Genomic DNA, 15,811 nt, shown 5'->3' with positions numbered 1-15,811 from the left:
GCCGTCAGGAGTTTACAGGGAATCACTTGCTGATTCTTAAGAATTCGAGAGCAACATAATGAGAAAGCCCCGTTTTGCGGGGCTTTGCTATTCTGATATTTTACTCTTTCGTTTCCTTTCTATTTTTCTATTCTGATCCTTGCATCTACGGCTACCACACCTTTGGCATTACCCAGCAGCGGGTTAATATCCATCTCAGTTATCTCGGGGGCGGCTTCGCACAAGGCCGACAGACGCACAATCGCATCGGCAAAAGCAGTTTCATTTACCCCTTCCTGTCCGCGAACGCCCTGAATGATTTTGTAGGATTTCAGACTTTTGATCATTTCTGATGCTTCGGCTGCCGAAACGGGTGACAGTGATGATTGCACATCCTTCAGCACCTCGATAAAGATTCCTCCGAGTCCGCACAGGATCATGTGGCCAAATTTGGGTTCGTACTTTGCACCTGTAAAAATCTGGGTTCCGCTTAACATTGGTTGAAGCAGTATTGCAGTGGTGTCCTTGATATTGATCATACGGTCAAACTCACGGCTAGCGGTTTCAGCGTCCTTAACATTCAGGACAACGCCACCCACATCCGATTTATGAACCGGCCCTACTACCTTCATAACCACGGGATAGCCGAGCTTTCCTGCCGCATCAACGGCTTCCTCACGGCTTGTAACAACCGCTTCGCCAGCCCTGGGAATACCGGCGGCATCCAGCAATTGCTGTACCTTGTCAGGAGCCAGGTACCCGGATTTGGCTTCGTCGACCACCCTGCGGATAGCGGTGATATCAACAGCCGGATGTTCAGCAGGAGCCGCTGGAGCAGGCGTATTGTAAACTTTAGCCAAAGCATTACCGAAAACAACCTCATCAGGGAAGTTTATCCTGCCCAACGAAAGAAAATATTCAATTTCATTTTTTACATTGATCACTGAAGGCAGAACCGGATAAATAGGTTTCCGGCAGGTTTTCATCTTTTCATCCAGGAGTTTATATACATCATACACTTCAGTAAGTCCCGGACTGCCGAAGATGACAGCCATAGCGTCAATATTATCAAATTTATTGTCACAGAAATCGATGATATCACCAAGATTTCCGGCAGTACCGGTAGCCAGAAAGTCGATGGGATTGGCTACGGATGAGCCGGGAAGAAGTTTAGCCAGCAGCTCCGGGCTCTCGATGTGGGGTACCTCCAGGCCGTTGTTCGAAAGGGCGTCGGTGAGCATTACCGCCGGGCCGCCAGCGTGGGTAATGATGGCAATATTCTTACCGGTAAGCGGTTTATGCATAAATACTGAGGCGACGGCTGCCAACTCTTCGCGGCCGTAAACCCTGACGATGCCGGCTTTTCTGAAAAGTGCATCTACAGCTGAGTCGCTGCTTGCCAATGCGCCGGTATGGGATGAGGCTGCACGGCTTCCAGCCGAAGAACTGCCCGATTTGATGGCGGCAATCCGGCATCCCTTCCGGATCAGGGAGGAGGCATGCTTCAACAGCAGGTCAGGCTTATTGATGCTTTCAACATACAACAGTTTTACCTTGCTGCTGGTTTCCGGATCGAAACTTTCATCAAGATACTGAAGTACTTCCTCCACGCCCATCTGCGCGCTGTTTCCTACTGAATATACACTGGAAAATGAAAGCCCCTTTGGCATTGCCGACTCCATGATAAAAACGGCGGTAGCCCCCGAACCCGAAATAAAATCTATGCCCTTCGGATCAAGTTTAGGTATAGGTGTTGTAAATACAGAAGTATGATGATGATTCATCACGCCAATGCAATTGGGCCCTATCAGGCAACCGTTCACGCTGTTGATGGTATCAACAATTTGTTGTTCCAGCAGGGCGCCCGCTTCGCTTTCCTCATGGAAACCGGCCGAGAGAATGATAAACGCGCGGGTATTTTTCTTTCTGGCTAGCAACTCAACTGTTTCGGGGCAGAATCTGGCGGCAATGGCAAGGATTGCCAGATCGCAGTCGGGCAGATCGCCGGGATTTCTATAACACCTGATTCCCTGAATTTCATCTTCTTTCGGGTTGGTGACATAAACATCTCCTGAAAAATGGTGTTCCAACAGGTTTTTAAGAACTTTTCCGCCCGGCTTGGTTGTGTCGTTTGAGCCACCGATGACTACGATGCTGCGTGGATTGATAAGTTGCTGGTTGATCATATTAAAAATGAATTTGTTATTGTCGTTAACAGGAATACAGTTCGGAATAAATCTGCTGCGAAGGTATAAAAAGCGGGGGATAGGGAAAAACGGAAAGAAGGAAACAGAAATTATTTCCCAGGAAAGGCACCTGTGAGCAAGCCGGAAAATAAACTGATTAAATTGATGAAATCAACGCAAAAACGGAATGAAAACAGGCGTTTTAGCTTTGTATGCTTCCCAATCGGGCCGGCCTTCATATTTCTTTTCCAGCATGGGCACTCCCGACACATAGCGCAACAGCCAGGTGATGACCAAAGGGCTGACCACTGTATAAATACCGTCGATCAGGGGCAGGGCCAGCAACCAGAATCCCCACCAAAGCAAGGCTTCCCCGAAGTAATTCGGATGGCGCGTGAGCTTCCAGAGACCTGTTGTGATGAGTTTCCCGGCATTATCCGGATTTTTTCTGAAAACAGTCAGCTGATAGTCTCCGATGGCTTCGAAAAGAAAGCCGGCAAGGAAAACCAAAAGCCCCGAAGCGTGAATAAATCCGGGCACAGCAGGGGAGGGGTTGTTCAGCACATGTAACACGGGCCAGGAGATAACAAGCATAAAAAAGCCCTGAAGCATAAAAACCTGCAGAAAACTGCGGAGTATAAAAAACTTCCAGGTCCGGCGCCAGTTCGCGTACCTGAAATCTTCGCCACGCCCAAGGTTCCGTTTAAATATATGCACCGACAATCTCAGCCCCCAGATCAATACCATCAGGGCAACCAGAATCTGCAAAACACCGGGGGAGTCATTCCTGACTATGCTGAATGCGGTCAGCACAATAAACCCCAGCCCCCAGAAGATATCCACGATGGAATTATCGCGCAAAACCAATGCCAGCACAAATACCAGACTCATATAAATAAAAACCACCAGGGCCGCATCTGTAAGATAATTGAACATAACATCTGTTTTTGTAACTCAAATATACAGATATTTAAGCATATTTTTGCTGAATCAGTTATCCAATTTAATGTGTGAGCTGGCTCATATTACCTGAAATTCCTGGTCTCCAACTGTTAAAATCAGCTATTTCGCAGATTCTGGAGTATTTTCTGCAAATCATTTATTATCAGGGTATTGTGAGTTGACTCATGAACATTCATTCCTTTAAGAATTTAAATATTCGCTTGTCATTCTGTTTATTAACCCTACCTTTGCCACCGTAAAACGATCTTCGATGATTTTCAGATGTATACGTCCGAAAATACCGGGAAAGCCTGAATGCTTTTCCGTTTCCTGATTCCGGAACCCACCGGAAGCATCTTCCTGTTTGCTTTTAACAAGTGCTCATCCTCAGGATTCAATGATGTTTCCGGTTCCACAACCATAATTTTCATGAAAGTCTTTTTTCCTGCCTGATGGTCAGGCAAGTTTCATTTTAATCAGGTGAATCCCCGCCCGATCAGGGTCAATAATCATGAACTTACTGAAAGTTACTCCCAAAGATACAGGAGCGATCATTCCCACGCGCATTTTGCAACAGACTGCATTCTGGGCAAAGTTTAAAAACAATACGGGATGGTATCCTGCCCCGTTTGATATTTTTGAGTCAGATCCCGGCCGGCCGGGCTATTGGATTCATCAGGGAGATATTCTTATTCTTCTGAGAGAGTTACAATCAGGTGGGGTGATAGCCTATGCCCCTTATGGTCCGGAGATTGTCCCTGAGCAGGAGCATCAGGGTGCATGGCTCGAAGAACTTTCGGAAGCGCTCCGCGAATATCTGCCTGAAGCATGCTTTGTCATCCGTTTCGACCTCAACTGGCCATCTTTCTGGACCGGACAGCCGGCAACCGATCAGCCCTGGTATGACCTGCCTGACACTCCCATACAGGAGATGCGTATGAATTTCGGCACCAAAAACTGGAATCTCAGAAAATCACCTACCAATATTTTGCCTTCCAATACGGTTATACTTCCATTGGAGAAAGATCCTGCGGTTATGCTGGGCAAAATGAAACCCAAGACCAGATACAATATCCGCTTGTCGCAAAGGAAGAAAATCAGCATCAGGCTGTCAGGCGAGCAGGACCTCGATAAGTGGTATTATCTTTATAATCAGACTCATTACTGTCCACTTAAATTAGCCTGAGGGACAGTTGGTTATAAAATGGTTCTTTGACATCTTGGTAGTTCACGTTTTTAAATAGCTCATTAACAGGAGTTTTGTCTAGTAACGATATGCCCAATACCTGTAGAATTTCGTAGGTTGACCGTTCAATTTTCAAGCTGGAACCAACAATGGAGACCAGACAATATGAAATGATGGCCGAATATACTTGAATACGCACAGCGTTTTCTGTTATACCCCAGAATGCTTTGATCTTCAGATGTTGTTTGATCCACTTGAAGAATAACTCAATCTGCCATCGGTTTTTGTATAGGAAAGCAATCTCCTCGGCTGATAGTTCAAAGTTGTTTGAAAGAAAAACAAAAGTCCTGTCTGATTCTTTGTCGTAGAACTTGACCCTGCGGAGTTTTTCAGGATAGTCTTTGGATACATAAAAGCCGGTAAGCTTGCCGATTTGATCGCTTTTTACCCCAGTTTCTTTGTTGCTTTTTAACGAATACAAACGCTTAAAGCAAAGGTTCGTTTTTGCTCTGACAACAAAATATGCAGAATGCCGGGTAATTCGGTAGAGTCTTTCAAAATCAACATAGCCCCGATCAAAGATATAATAGGCTTCAGGCTCATAAACAAGCATATCCATTGCGTTTACATCATGAGCCCCGGCCACAGAGACATGCACAAATGCTGGTATCTGGGTTGTGACATCAAACAGTGTATTCAGTTTGATTCCTCCTTTTCGCTTGCGGAATTTAGCCCACCAGAAGACATTCAAACACAAGTCAATGGTGGTAGAGTCAAAAGCATAAACCTGTCCCTTAATCTTAAAGTCATGATTTTGTCTTTGTTTACGGGCTATGGCAACCAGATGGTAGGCAAATTCTTCAAAGATCCGGTAATCCCTTTTTTCATTGGCTTTTGCCAGATTGCTCCGGGTTACACTTTTCCCAAAACCTAAGTGATATGATTTGCCTCCATGTGCATTGATTGCAACAATCAAGTCTCTCAAACTATCCCGGTTGGTAAGTTGGCCGAATACCATACAAAGCAACTGGTTCCAGCAACTAAAATGCCGTACATGCTTGTTGCCGTGATACTTGCTAACATACTTGTCAAACACTTTGTACGGCAATAATTCTACAATTTGAGCAAAAACATATTTCCCTTGATTCATGGTTTGCAGGTTTTGCGGCAAACCTAATCAATTCAAATCGTTCCCAGCTCAAAAAGCTCTGAAAGCGTGATCTGTCAAGGATTTCAAAGAACGTTGGTTAAAATTTAGTGGACACTAATGAATCAGACTGTAAAAAGAAATCGTATTGCAGTTCAAGAGAAGGATTATTTTCACCAGGTACTCTCAACCGATGCCGAAGATACTATTTCTCCGGCTGAAATAAAGCTACTGCTGGCAGAGATCAACGGAACGCCTTTAGCCGGCATGTTTCTGGCACTTTCACAGAGCAGGGCAACATATCTTTACGGCGCTTCCGCTTCACATCACCGTGAAATGATGGCTCCATACCTTTTACAGTGGAATGCCATACAATATGCTCAGCAGATGGGCTGTTCCGAATATGACCTGTTTGGGATCAGCAGCAACCCTGATCCGGCCAACCCGATGTACGGGCTTTATCGCTTTAAAACAGGATTCGGAGGAAAAGTCCGCCATCGGCTTGGTTGTTGGGATTATCCTTTCAGGCATGACGATTATGAGCATTTCAGGATGACCGAAATTCTGTCACCGGGTTTTCACCAGTGAAAAAACACAAAAAAAACCAGATACTCATTGAAGTATCCGGTTTGTGTTGTTTTGCCTTCTGAAGCAGGGAATCCTAATCTTCGAACATCACCGAAAGGGCGACCACGCCTGGGCCAACATTAACTCCGAGTACAGGAGATGCATCATTGATAAACTCGGGTTCAAGTCCGCAAATCTCCCGCATCCGGTCAGCATACCAGTTGGCAGTGCTGAGGTTGCGGGCGTGGGAAATGGAGTAGCCCCAGATTTTCCGCTCCGAAGCCATACTCCTGATCTTTGCAATCACCAGTTCCATGCTTCCCTTTTCTGTAAAAGGCTTGCCGAATGCCTCCGAACGGCCCTCATTGTTGATGGTTACAATTGGCTTCAGGTTCAGCAGCGATCCGATCAATCCCTTGGTATAGCTAACCCTGCCACTTTTCACCATATACTTAATGGTTTTTGATGAAACCAGAATTTTGGTATTGTTGGACCAGGTATCCATTTTAGAAACAATTTCATCATGGGTTGCCCCGTTTTCGAGCGCTTTGGCCGCCCTGAGCACAATCAGGCCCAATCCGCTGGAAAGACGCTTTGAGTTAAGGACACTGATCTTCTTTCCGCTGTGTTCAGCTACCGCATGAGAGGCTTTGGAGCTGTTGCTCCAGGTCCCGCTCATAGATGCACTGATATGGATGCCGATGATTGAATCATAATGGCTGGCCAGATAGGAATACCTGTTGAAGAAATCTTTGTAAGCCGGTTGCGCTGTCGATGGGTAAGCCGGGGCTTTGTCGATCATTGAATAGAACTGGGCCGGCAGGATCGTCAGCCTGTCGAGGAAATAGTTCTCCCCGAAATGCACACTCAAAGGAACAACCTGTAGCTGATATCTTTCAATCAGTTCTTGCGGTATATCGCAGGTTGAATCGGTGACGATGGCAACCGGAAACTTCGGATTTGTTGCGATTTCCTGTTGCATGACCATATCGTCCACCTTCTGAAAGGAGATTGATCCGTATTTGGAAAGCACCTTCATTACCTTGGCCGGATGATCGGTGTGTATATGTACCCGCATCTTCCTGGCAGATCCGGCTACAACCATGGAGTCACCCATATGGGCAATTCCCTTACGTATCATCTGAAGGTCGGGCTTTTTCTTTTCGTCAGTAACAAGCATGGCTTCGGTGCAATAACGGTAGGTAATCACATCATGCGAAACAACTTCTGAATCGGCGATTACAACCGTTTCACGTCCTGAAAGCAACTTCCGGAGTTCACCGGCATTAACAAATTCAACCATGCCCTGCAGGAAAACCACAAATCCTTTGGCACCGGCATCCACCACATTGGATTTCTTAAGCACAGCTAGTTGTCCCGTAGTGGCCTGCAATGATTCGAGTGCCTTCAGATAGGCCTGGGCAAGCAGTTCAATAAAATCCTTGATGGAGTCTTTGAGGATATAGATAAACTCAGCCCATTCCCGGATTACGGTAATCATGGTTCCCTCAATGGGATTGGCAATCGCTTCATAGGCATAGGTTACAGCCTTTTTGACCACTTCGGCGAATGTTTCCACACTCACGGTTTCATGCTTCTGAATTTCATTGCTGAAACCGTAAACAAACTGGGCAAAAATAATCCCTGAGTTTCCCCTTGCACCTGTAAGCGCAGCATCGGCCAGGGCAGCAGCTGTCATTTTGAGGTCAGCGGTGGGAATTGGACTGTCAACAATCGACCGCATGGTTGAGGCCAGATTGGTTCCGGTATCTGCATCGGCAACCGGAAAAACATTTATTTTGTTGATCAGAACCTGGTTTTCGAAAATCTTCTGCGCTCCGGCAAGGAAACTGTAATAGAGCGTCTTGCCATCAAGTTCCGTTAATGATTTAGTGTTCTTATTCAATTTTAACTGGTTTTGTTAATAATGGGTTTTGGTAAATGAGCAAAACAGCACAAGAACATGTAGCGAATAAAAAAGTTTGCTGTAGCGGAGACAAATATTTACCAAAAAGTGACATCAATATCATTGAAATCATCAATTTACCCCCTGTCGTTAGGATGTGCAAAAATAGGTATTTAATCATTAGGCCCCTTCAGCCACCTGGCACGGGTATTTCAATTTAATGAGATTTTAATTCTGAATAAAGTATCTCAATTGATAATCAGTATTTTACATTTCAAGCTGCCAATATGAGGTTCTCTCGTCATTTGAATTTAATCAACTGCAAAGACTATATCAAACCAAAGCACAACGAATGCTGATCAGCATTCAAAAAGGATTCATTCCCTTAGCCAGTATAAAGGAATACGAGTGCTTTTATTTCAGTTTTTTAAAATTAACTTCTTTCCCGTCAAGGATGACGGCGTTAAGTTCACTTTCAATATCCCTGAAAGTGTGTTTGGGGCCGCATTGGTACATTATGGTGAACGGATCATCATCCAGAATCATTTTCATAATTTCTTCTGCAGTGGGAGTCTTTCCCAGTCTGCTGTACTCATAATAGGTCAGTTTGATGAACGCACTCGACGGGCTGATGCCCCGTCTGTCGAGCAGGTATCCATTTTCAAGCCGGACAGGATATGCCAGATCACCTCCGGAAAAAACATCCTGCGGTGCCGGATAGGCCAGCAGGGACTTCCTGTCTTCAGAAAGGGTTACCGGAACGTGAAGAAAATAATCGCCCCTGGTTTTATATATAATTGCCTGTGGTGATGCCACCATTTGTGGCTTCTCTTCCATATTTCCGGTTTTGGAGGTTTTACTGCTCCGGCATGATACAATTGCCAATGCTGACAATAAAATACATGCTAAAATCAAATGACTTTTCATGATGTTAGAGATTAACGCAGTAAAGAAAAGACAATTTTTCGGGCCGGAAAAGAAAATGTCGATTGCTTTTCCAATGGCATAATCTTTGATAATTAATAAAAAGTTCAATTTTCTTGACTACCCTGAATTATTATAGTTAATTTTGTCCTTTCTAACAGGACTTCATCATTCAACATAAACTAAAATTTCAGCAATGAAAAGGTCAATTACAATAATGGCAGTCTTTTTTGCAGCCTGCCTTACATTAAATGCTCAGGATGCAAAGCAGGAAACTCCGTCAGTTAATCCCAATGCTGCGGAAATTACCTTTAACAAAACCGTTCACGATTACGGAACCTTATTTGTTGGCGGAGACGGAAATTGTGAATTTGAATTTACCAATACCGGCAAAGAACCACTGATTCTTTCAAGCGTCAGGTCTTCATGCGGATGTACAGTTCCCAGCTGGCCCAGAGAGCCCATCCTGCCCGGTAAAAAGGAAACCATCAAGGTAAAATATGACACTAACCGCATGGGACCCATCAACAAGTCTGTTACTGTTCTTTCAAATGCGAAAAACTCGCCGGTTGTGCTGAGAATTTCAGGTAGCATCGTCAAAAAGACCGAGGAAAGCGCAGTTCCCGAAAAAGCAATGACTTCGGGTGCCGCTCCTGTTGCGAAATAACTAATGAACATTTTTTTCTGAGTGGCCGGAATTTCCGGCCATTTCTTTTTATCGGAAGAAAGGTTTGACTGTAAATAATCCTCAGGTGTTTCTTTGGAACTCTGAATTTTGCTTCTACCTTTGTTCCGGATTTTGACAAAGACAAGAAGTCAATAAAAACGATAAAACTATGCCTGAAATTTCCGAACGCGGCTGCCTGATGCCCGCATCACCTATCCGAAAACTGGTCCCTTTTGCTGAGGCTGCAAAGAAAAGGGGAGTTAAAGTATACCACCTTAATATAGGTCAACCTGACATTCAAACGCCTGATGTAGCTCTGAAAGCAATCCGCAATTTCGATCAGAAAGTCATCGAATACAGCCATTCTGCAGGTAATGAGAGTTACAGGCGCAAACTGGCCGGCTACTATCAGGGTATCGGGATAGACATCGACCACAACGATATCATTATTACTACCGGAGGTTCCGAAGCCATCTCTTTTGCCTTTAAAGTATGCCTGAACCCGGGAGATGAAGTGATTATTCCGGAACCTTTCTATACCAATTACAATGCCTTTGCACTGGCGGCCGGCATCAAAGTGGTTCCCATCACTTCGGATATCCGCAATGGTTTTGCGCTCCCTCCGATCAGTGAATTCGAGAAATCAATTACCCCCCGTACCCGGGCCATTATGGTCTGCAACCCGAACAACCCAACCGGCTACCTCTACAGCAGGGAGGAACTTTATCAGTTGAGGGAACTCGTGCTGAAACATGACCTGTATCTCTTTGCTGATGAAGTCTATCGTGAATTCTGCTACGATGGCAATCAGCATTTTTCTGTGATGAATCTTGAAGGATTGGAAGAACATGCCGTGTTGATGGATTCCGTTTCGAAACGATACAGCGAATGTGGAGTTCGCATCGGTGCCCTGATATCAAAAAATAAAAAACTCATTGCCACAGCCCTCAAATTTGCACAAGCCAGGTTAAGTCCGCCTTCACTCGGCCAGGTGATAGGGGAGGCCTCACTCGATACGCCGCCGGCATATTTCAAAGAGGTTTATGATGAATATATTTCGAGGCGTAACCTGGTGATTGAAAAACTTAATCAGATTCCCGGCGTTTTTGCCCCTATGCCCAAAGGCGCTTTCTACTCGGTGATCAGCCTGCCGGTTGACGATGCCGATAAGTTTTGTCAATGGTTGCTCGAAGAATTTGAGTATGAAAAGCAAACCGTTATGTTGGCGCCCGCAACGGGCTTTTATGCCACCCCGGGTTTAGGTAATAATGAAGCCAGAATCGCCTATGTGCTTAAAAAGGAAGACCTTACCAACGCAGTTAAGTGTCTGGAAGAAGCCCTGAAGGTTTATCCTGGCAGAAAATAACTACGACGCATTACGGATTCAAAAATCACGCGAAGCGCGTGCATCATCCTGCAAAGACCTGACAATCCTGAAAAGAAATATTGTCAGGTCTTTTTGCTTTAAAAGGATAAGGATTTCAGAAAAGGCAGACCTGATTTCCGGGGATAACAGCGTTAAAAACAATATGGATTAATCATTCAAAATCCGGGTAAAGCAGATATTTAGTCCTGATCTTTTTGAATTTCTGCAGATCGGTTTCCCATGACTCCCTGATTTTATTTTCGCTCAATCCTGCCTGTATTTGTATTCGCAACTCATCGGTTCCTGCAAGTTTGTCGAAAAAGTTGTTAAAAAAGCCCGGCTTACTGCCAAGTTCTTTATACATTTCCAGCAGCCATTCAAGCCTGAGACCACCATTTTCATATATTTCATCAGATCTTTCCCTGAGGTTATACCCATAACAGTTAACCCCATTGTGCGGAGGGTTTTCACTCACTCCCTTGATCTGAACCGGTTTAAATGTATAGTTTCCGGATATGAAATCCGGATGACCGATGATGGTAAATGGCAATGCAGTTCCCCGGCCAACACTGACCACCGTACCTTCAAAAAAGCAGAGTGAAGGGTAAAGATAGACAGAGGCCATTTCAGGAAGGTTGGGCGAAGGCCTTACCGGAAGCCTGTACCTTGATTTATGGGTATATCCTTTACAGGTTACCCATGTCAAATCACACTCAACTCCGTTATTAAGCCATCGCTCACCGTTTACCATGCGGGCGTACTCGGCCATAGTCATACCGTGAACAACAGGAACAGGGTGAAGTCCCACAAATGAATTGAACTCAGGTTTTAAGACAGGCCCATCCACGTAAAATCCGTTTGGATTCGGCCGGTCAAGTATGATCAGCGGGATATTGTTTTCGGCACAGGCCTCCATCATAAAGGTCATCGTCGAAATATAGGTATAAAAACGCGCACCCACATCCTGCAGATCAAGAATGACAATATCCAGACCTTCCAGTTCTGCTTTGCCGGGCTTTTTCCTGTCACCATACAGTGAAATCAGCGGAAGCCCGCTTCTGCTGTCCCAATCATTACCGATTGAAGCACCCGCTTCGGCATTGCCTCTGAAGCCGTGCTCCGGGGTGAATACTTTCACAACCTTAATGCCGGCAGATAACAGTGAGTCAACCAGGTGTAGTTCTCTGACCATTGAGGTCTGATTTGCAACTACTCCCACATGCTTCGCTTTAAGAAGGGGGAAATATTCCTCTGTACGCCAGGCGCCTGGTATCACCGGATTGTTGATGGAACTGCTTTCGGTCAGCCTTCTGAGGTCAGGCTGCGCTGAAACAGATACCGAAACTAAAAATGCCAGGATTGCCGGAAGGGCTTTTCTCATGTCAGGGAGTTTAAGTTACAGCAATGTAAGATGAATTCACAAAATTAATGCTAAACCGTTAACTTTGCCATAAACTTCAAAGTCTTGAATTTCGAATATTTTATCAGCCGGCGCATCCGGTCAAAAAAAGGAGACTCTTTTTCGAGGCCCATTATTAAGGTATCCATTGCAGGTATCTCGCTCGGACTTACTGTGATGTTGATCAGCGTTGCCATCCTACAGGGTTTTCAGAAGCAGGTCAGGGATAAGGTTGCCGGTTTCGGGGCGCACATCCAGGTTACCGCTTTCGATTCGAATAATTCGTTTGAGCCTTCTCCCATATACCTTCAGGATGTTTCTATTGAAGAAATTGCTGATATCCCTGGGGTGGCCGGCGTTCACCCGTTCTGCCTCAAAGCCGGGATTATAAAAACAGAACAAGAAATTCACGGAGTTGTGCTCAAAGGGGTGGAATCTTCCTATGACTGGTCTTTTTTCAGCGAAAAACTGGTTTCCGGGCAACTGCCCGACCTCAGCACGGATGAGCCATCAGGGGATGTGCTGATTTCTTCCCGGATTGCACGCTTGCTTGGCTTTGCCCCGGGTGACGATCTGCGCATGTACTTTATCATTGACAATACAGCTAGGGGCCGAAAATTCAGGATCAGCGGCATTTACGACACTGGGTTGGGGGAGTTTGATGAGATGTATGTTTTTGGCGACAGCAGACATATTCAGCGGCTGAATCAATGGGACAGCGCAGTGGTCTCAGGGGTGGAAATCAAACTCGACAGGTTTTCGGATATTGAAAAGATCACGGATCAGATTTACAATACAGTCAGCTATAAACTCAACACCCAGACCATAAAGCAACTTTACCCGCAGATTTTTGACTGGATTGAGATACAGGATATCAACGTCTTAATTATTCTGGTGCTGATGGCCCTGGTTTCAGGAATAACTGTAATTTCCACCCTGTTGATCCTGATCCTTGAACACACCAGGGACATCGGTTTATTGAAAGCCCTCGGTGCCGAAACCGGCAGTATCAGAAAAATATTTATTTATGCCACCGGCTACATTGCCGGATATGGCCTGCTCTGGGGCAATGCCGCAGCACTTGGTCTGATTTTCCTGCAACAAAAGACTGGTTTTATTCCGCTACCCGAAGATTCCTATTTTGTTTCAAGTGTTCCGGTTACAATAGGATTGCCGGAAATTCTTATAATAAACCTTGCAACCCTGGCCGTTTGCCTGCTTATGATGCTGATTCCTTCCCTGGTAATCAGGTTTATTGTACCGGTTAAAGCGTTACGTTTCGAATAATATCCGGGAAATAAAAAAGGCAGGAGCCATTTCAGGATTCCTGCCGTTTGTGATTGATTTAAGGTATTATCAGAGCGACAAAACACCATTCCGGGCATCGCCATGTCCGCTTGAAACAAACCTGTCAGCTTCATCATCATTGAACCAGTTTGAACCATCTGCAACATAGCGGAACTGATACTCACGTCCGGTTTCCAGTTCAACGGTATGGCTGAAAGAACCGTCTTTCAATTGTTTCAGTTCATCAGAATTTTCATTCCAGTTATTGAAGTCACCGACAACATTTACACGGCTGGCATGCATAACCTGTTCCTTCTGCAATTTAAAACTGACTTTACATACAGGTTTGCTTTTCAGAAATTGTTTCTTGATACTCATTCGGTTAGATTTGGTTTTACAATTGTTTTGAGGATTCAAAAAATCCGGGTGCAAAAGTAAATAAATTTTATTTCGAAAAAGCAGTGTAAATGTTACTAAATTGTTAATTACATGGACGTTAAGTGTGTATTAGTGACACTAAGTTGAAATAGAATACATGAATAATGCCGGATTGCCTTTTTCAGAAAACCTGTTATAGGGTTAGTCTCTTTTGTGAAGACCGCACTCCCTTGATTCGGGATTTTCCCACCACCAACGGCCGGCGCGTACATCTTCACCCTGCATCACAGCCCTGGTACAGGGCTGGCAGCCAATACTCGGAAAGCCCTGATCATGCAGTTTGTTATAGGGGACATGATGATTACGGATATAATCCCAAACCATTTTTTCTGTCCAGTCAATCAGCGGATTTACTTTAATAAGTCCATTACCTTCATCCCATTCAACAAGTTGCAAATCTTTCCTGGTCACCGATTGTTCTCTTCTCAGTCCGCAAATCCATGCATCAAGACCTGCAAAGGCGCGTTTCAACGGGTGAATCTTCCTGAGTTGACAACACAATTTCCGGTTTTCGACGCTTTCATAAAAAAGATTGATCCCTTTCGACCTTACCATGTCTTCTACCTCAGTAGCATCCGGAAACATGATCTCGAGATTGATACCATACTTTTTTGAAGTCAGATCAATCAGATCATAAGTTTCAGGGAATAATCGACCTGTGTCGAGGGTAAATATCCTGACCGGTAATCTGCTTTCAGAAATCATGTGAGTAATCACCTGATCCTCCGCGCCAAGGCTGGTAGAGAATGCTGTTTCTCCGGCATTCCCCGATAGAAACCAGTGCAGTACTTCTTCAGCGGTTTTTCCGGACAATTGCCGGTTTATTGCGGCGGCTTTCTCCTTTTGATTCATGAGAATATGTTTTAGCTGTTCAAATGAGTAATCTTAATTAATTCACCCGCTTCCACACCTTTTTTCCCAGCAGCAAGTCTGCATGCTTCATGATAATAATCATGCTCGAAGAAAAGGATGTAATCGTTTTTCAGCGCTTCTTCGAGGAAGCTTTCCTTTTCCGTCATGCTTAACAATGGTTCAATATCAACCGCAGGCACATAGGGAATGGGGATGTAGGATAAAGTAGGAATAAAATCGCCGGCAAAAACCACCTTCGCTTTGCCGGTGTCGATCACCGGAATCATTTGCCCCCTTGTGTGACCACTGAATATCCGAAGGGAGATCCCTTCAATCCATTCCCCTTCTTTTTCGATCAGTCTCAGGCGCCCTGATTTTTCCAATGGTTCAAGATTATCGCTGAAGTAAGCGGCGGATTCACGCTTGTTTGAATTTTTCGACCACGCCCAATGTAAGGCGGAACACCAGTAAACCGCATTTTTGAAAAATTCCTCAACCTTTCCGACCTCATTCACAAAGGTTGCCCCACCAACATGGTCATCGTGCAGATGAGTGAACAGAATATCTGTAATATCGGCAGGGGAGAGGCCTGCCTTTGCCAGGGGCTTAATCAGACCGGACTCGCCGAAACGATATTTGTATGAATAGTATTTATCCCCGCGTTTATCTCCCATTCCGGTATCAATAAGGATATTCCTGCTTCCGGTCTGTATCAGCAGACATCGGGTGGTGATCCTTATCAGGTTATCCCGGTCTTCCGGATAAACTTTTGTCCAGAGGCTCTTGGGCACAACCCCGAATGCCACACCGCCATCCATCATCCAGTAATCCGCTTCTATCGGCGTGAGTTTCATAGAAATCATTTAGGAAAGCAAAAATAGTACATTTGACCCTATCCGTCATTTTATAAAATGTAACTTCCGGCTGTAATCCCCGGCATATTTGATTATTTTTGTCCGTTAATC

General features: G+C 44.9%; 15 protein-coding genes. 5 read left to right on the top strand and 10 right to left on the bottom strand.

Translation table 11 applies throughout. The features are described from left to right. Nucleotides 1-119: 119 nt before the first annotated feature. The 3 genes from TBC1_RS13510 to TBC1_RS17955 form a co-directional block, all read right to left on the bottom strand. A complete protein-coding gene (locus TBC1_RS13510; protein ID WP_062043957.1) occupies nt 120-2,165 on the bottom strand; it encodes an acetate--CoA ligase family protein in 2,046 nt (681 codons plus the stop codon). Nucleotides 2,166-2,336: 171 nt separating this feature from the next. Further along, nucleotides 2,337-3,101, bottom strand: a complete 765-nt coding sequence (locus tag TBC1_RS13505; protein ID WP_062043954.1) for a DUF1295 domain-containing protein — start codon at nt 3,099-3,101, stop codon at nt 2,337-2,339. Nucleotides 3,102-3,385: 284 nt separating this feature from the next. Then, nucleotides 3,386-3,538, bottom strand: coding sequence for a hypothetical protein (locus tag TBC1_RS17955; RefSeq protein ID WP_154669515.1), 153 nt, complete (start codon nt 3,536-3,538; stop codon nt 3,386-3,388). Nucleotides 3,539-3,618: 80 nt separating this feature from the next. On the opposite strand from TBC1_RS17955, the gene TBC1_RS13495 reads away from it, so the two are divergent. Further along, complete coding sequence (locus TBC1_RS13495) at nt 3,619-4,293, top strand: lipid II:glycine glycyltransferase FemX (protein ID WP_062043948.1); 675 nt, start codon at nt 3,619-3,621, stop codon at nt 4,291-4,293. Here the strand turns inward: TBC1_RS13495 and TBC1_RS13490 are convergent. After that, the gene (locus tag TBC1_RS13490; protein WP_062039660.1) at nt 4,280-5,443 is read right to left on the bottom strand and encodes an IS4 family transposase; all 1,164 of its coding nucleotides are present in this window, start codon (nt 5,441-5,443) and stop codon (nt 4,280-4,282) included. The two genes, TBC1_RS13495 and TBC1_RS13490, sit on opposite strands and share 14 nt — an antisense overlap. Before the next feature lie 117 nt (nt 5,444-5,560). Here TBC1_RS13490 and TBC1_RS13485 point away from each other — a divergent pair, with 117 nt between their 5' ends. Continuing rightward, on the top strand, nt 5,561-6,028 hold the full coding sequence (locus TBC1_RS13485) for a lipid II:glycine glycyltransferase FemX (RefSeq protein ID WP_062043945.1): 468 nt from the start codon (nt 5,561-5,563) through the stop codon (nt 6,026-6,028). A gap of 73 nt (nt 6,029-6,101) precedes the next feature. Here the strand turns inward: TBC1_RS13485 and TBC1_RS13480 are convergent, their stop codons facing one another. Both TBC1_RS13480 and TBC1_RS13475 read right to left on the bottom strand, forming a co-directional pair. Further along, nucleotides 6,102-7,913, bottom strand: coding sequence for a DegV family protein (locus TBC1_RS13480; RefSeq protein ID WP_062043941.1), 1,812 nt, complete (start codon nt 7,911-7,913; stop codon nt 6,102-6,104). A gap of 414 nt (nt 7,914-8,327) precedes the next feature. Beyond that, nucleotides 8,328-8,750 carry a hypothetical protein gene (locus tag TBC1_RS13475; protein WP_137305730.1) on the bottom strand — a complete coding sequence of 141 codons (423 nt, stop codon included), beginning with the start codon at nt 8,748-8,750 and terminating at the stop codon, nt 8,328-8,330. 283 nt (nt 8,751-9,033) lie between these two features. Between TBC1_RS13475 and TBC1_RS13470 the strand changes: the two genes are divergently transcribed. Both TBC1_RS13470 and TBC1_RS13465 read left to right on the top strand, forming a co-directional pair. Next, on the top strand, nt 9,034-9,504 hold the full coding sequence (locus TBC1_RS13470; RefSeq protein WP_062043935.1) for a DUF1573 domain-containing protein: 471 nt from the start codon (nt 9,034-9,036) through the stop codon (nt 9,502-9,504). Nucleotides 9,505-9,673: 169 nt separating this feature from the next. Continuing rightward, nucleotides 9,674-10,870 (top strand): pyridoxal phosphate-dependent aminotransferase, encoded by a 1,197-nt coding sequence (locus TBC1_RS13465; RefSeq protein ID WP_062043932.1) that lies wholly within the window; start codon nt 9,674-9,676, stop codon nt 10,868-10,870. 172 nt (nt 10,871-11,042) lie between these two features. Here TBC1_RS13465 and TBC1_RS13460 read toward each other — a convergent pair whose 3' ends face one another. Continuing rightward, the gene (locus TBC1_RS13460; protein ID WP_062043929.1) at nt 11,043-12,251 is read right to left on the bottom strand and encodes an exo-beta-N-acetylmuramidase NamZ family protein; all 1,209 of its coding nucleotides are present in this window, start codon (nt 12,249-12,251) and stop codon (nt 11,043-11,045) included. A gap of 84 nt (nt 12,252-12,335) precedes the next feature. Here TBC1_RS13460 and TBC1_RS13455 point away from each other — a divergent pair, with 84 nt between their 5' ends. Next, the gene (locus tag TBC1_RS13455; protein WP_062043926.1) at nt 12,336-13,556 is read left to right on the top strand and encodes an ABC transporter permease; all 1,221 of its coding nucleotides are present in this window, start codon (nt 12,336-12,338) and stop codon (nt 13,554-13,556) included. Between the two features lie 69 nt (nt 13,557-13,625). Here TBC1_RS13455 and TBC1_RS13450 read toward each other — a convergent pair whose 3' ends face one another. The 3 genes from TBC1_RS13450 to TBC1_RS13440 form a co-directional block, all read right to left on the bottom strand. Continuing rightward, nucleotides 13,626-13,934: an isoamylase early set domain-containing protein gene (locus tag TBC1_RS13450; protein WP_062043923.1), complete on the bottom strand. Its 309-nt coding sequence runs from the start codon at nt 13,932-13,934 to the stop codon at nt 13,626-13,628. A 201-nt stretch (nt 13,935-14,135) separates the two neighbouring features. Beyond that, complete coding sequence (locus TBC1_RS13445) at nt 14,136-14,846, bottom strand: phosphoadenylyl-sulfate reductase (protein ID WP_062043920.1); 711 nt, start codon at nt 14,844-14,846, stop codon at nt 14,136-14,138. 11 nt (nt 14,847-14,857) lie between these two features. Continuing rightward, the gene (locus TBC1_RS13440) at nt 14,858-15,700 is read right to left on the bottom strand and encodes an MBL fold metallo-hydrolase (protein WP_062043917.1); all 843 of its coding nucleotides are present in this window, start codon (nt 15,698-15,700) and stop codon (nt 14,858-14,860) included. Nucleotides 15,701-15,811 lie beyond the last annotated feature (111 nt).

Origin of the sequence: Lentimicrobium saccharophilum (assembly GCF_001192835.1) — a bacterium.
Classification (GTDB): Bacteria; Bacteroidota; Bacteroidia; order Bacteroidales; family Lentimicrobiaceae; genus Lentimicrobium; species Lentimicrobium saccharophilum.
Note: the sequence above shows the minus strand (reverse complement) of the source record. Positions and strands in the feature narration are given on the sequence as shown.

Excerpts from the sequence above, each read along its gene's own strand:
- TBC1_RS13510 (WP_062043957.1), bottom strand. The coding sequence starts at position 2,165 with ATGATCAACCAGCAACTTATCAATCCACGCAGCATCGTAGTCATCGGT.
- TBC1_RS13505 (WP_062043954.1), bottom strand. The coding sequence starts at position 3,101 with ATGTTCAATTATCTTACAGATGCGGCCCTGGTGGTTTTTATTTATATG.
- TBC1_RS17955 (WP_154669515.1), bottom strand. The coding sequence starts at position 3,538 with ATGAAAATTATGGTTGTGGAACCGGAAACATCATTGAATCCTGAGGAT.
- TBC1_RS13495 (WP_062043948.1), top strand. The coding sequence starts at position 3,619 with ATGAACTTACTGAAAGTTACTCCCAAAGATACAGGAGCGATCATTCCC.
- TBC1_RS13490 (WP_062039660.1), bottom strand. The coding sequence starts at position 5,443 with ATGAATCAAGGGAAATATGTTTTTGCTCAAATTGTAGAATTATTGCCG.
- TBC1_RS13485 (WP_062043945.1), top strand. The coding sequence starts at position 5,561 with ATGAATCAGACTGTAAAAAGAAATCGTATTGCAGTTCAAGAGAAGGAT.
- TBC1_RS13475 (WP_137305730.1), bottom strand. The coding sequence starts at position 8,750 with ATGGAAGAGAAGCCACAAATGGTGGCATCACCACAGGCAATTATATAT.
- TBC1_RS13470 (WP_062043935.1), top strand. The coding sequence starts at position 9,034 with ATGAAAAGGTCAATTACAATAATGGCAGTCTTTTTTGCAGCCTGCCTT.
- TBC1_RS13465 (WP_062043932.1), top strand. The coding sequence starts at position 9,674 with ATGCCTGAAATTTCCGAACGCGGCTGCCTGATGCCCGCATCACCTATC.
- TBC1_RS13460 (WP_062043929.1), bottom strand. The coding sequence starts at position 12,251 with ATGAGAAAAGCCCTTCCGGCAATCCTGGCATTTTTAGTTTCGGTATCT.
- TBC1_RS13450 (WP_062043923.1), bottom strand. The coding sequence starts at position 13,934 with ATGAGTATCAAGAAACAATTTCTGAAAAGCAAACCTGTATGTAAAGTC.
- TBC1_RS13445 (WP_062043920.1), bottom strand. The coding sequence starts at position 14,846 with ATGAATCAAAAGGAGAAAGCCGCCGCAATAAACCGGCAATTGTCCGGA.
- TBC1_RS13440 (WP_062043917.1), bottom strand. The coding sequence starts at position 15,700 with ATGAAACTCACGCCGATAGAAGCGGATTACTGGATGATGGATGGCGGT.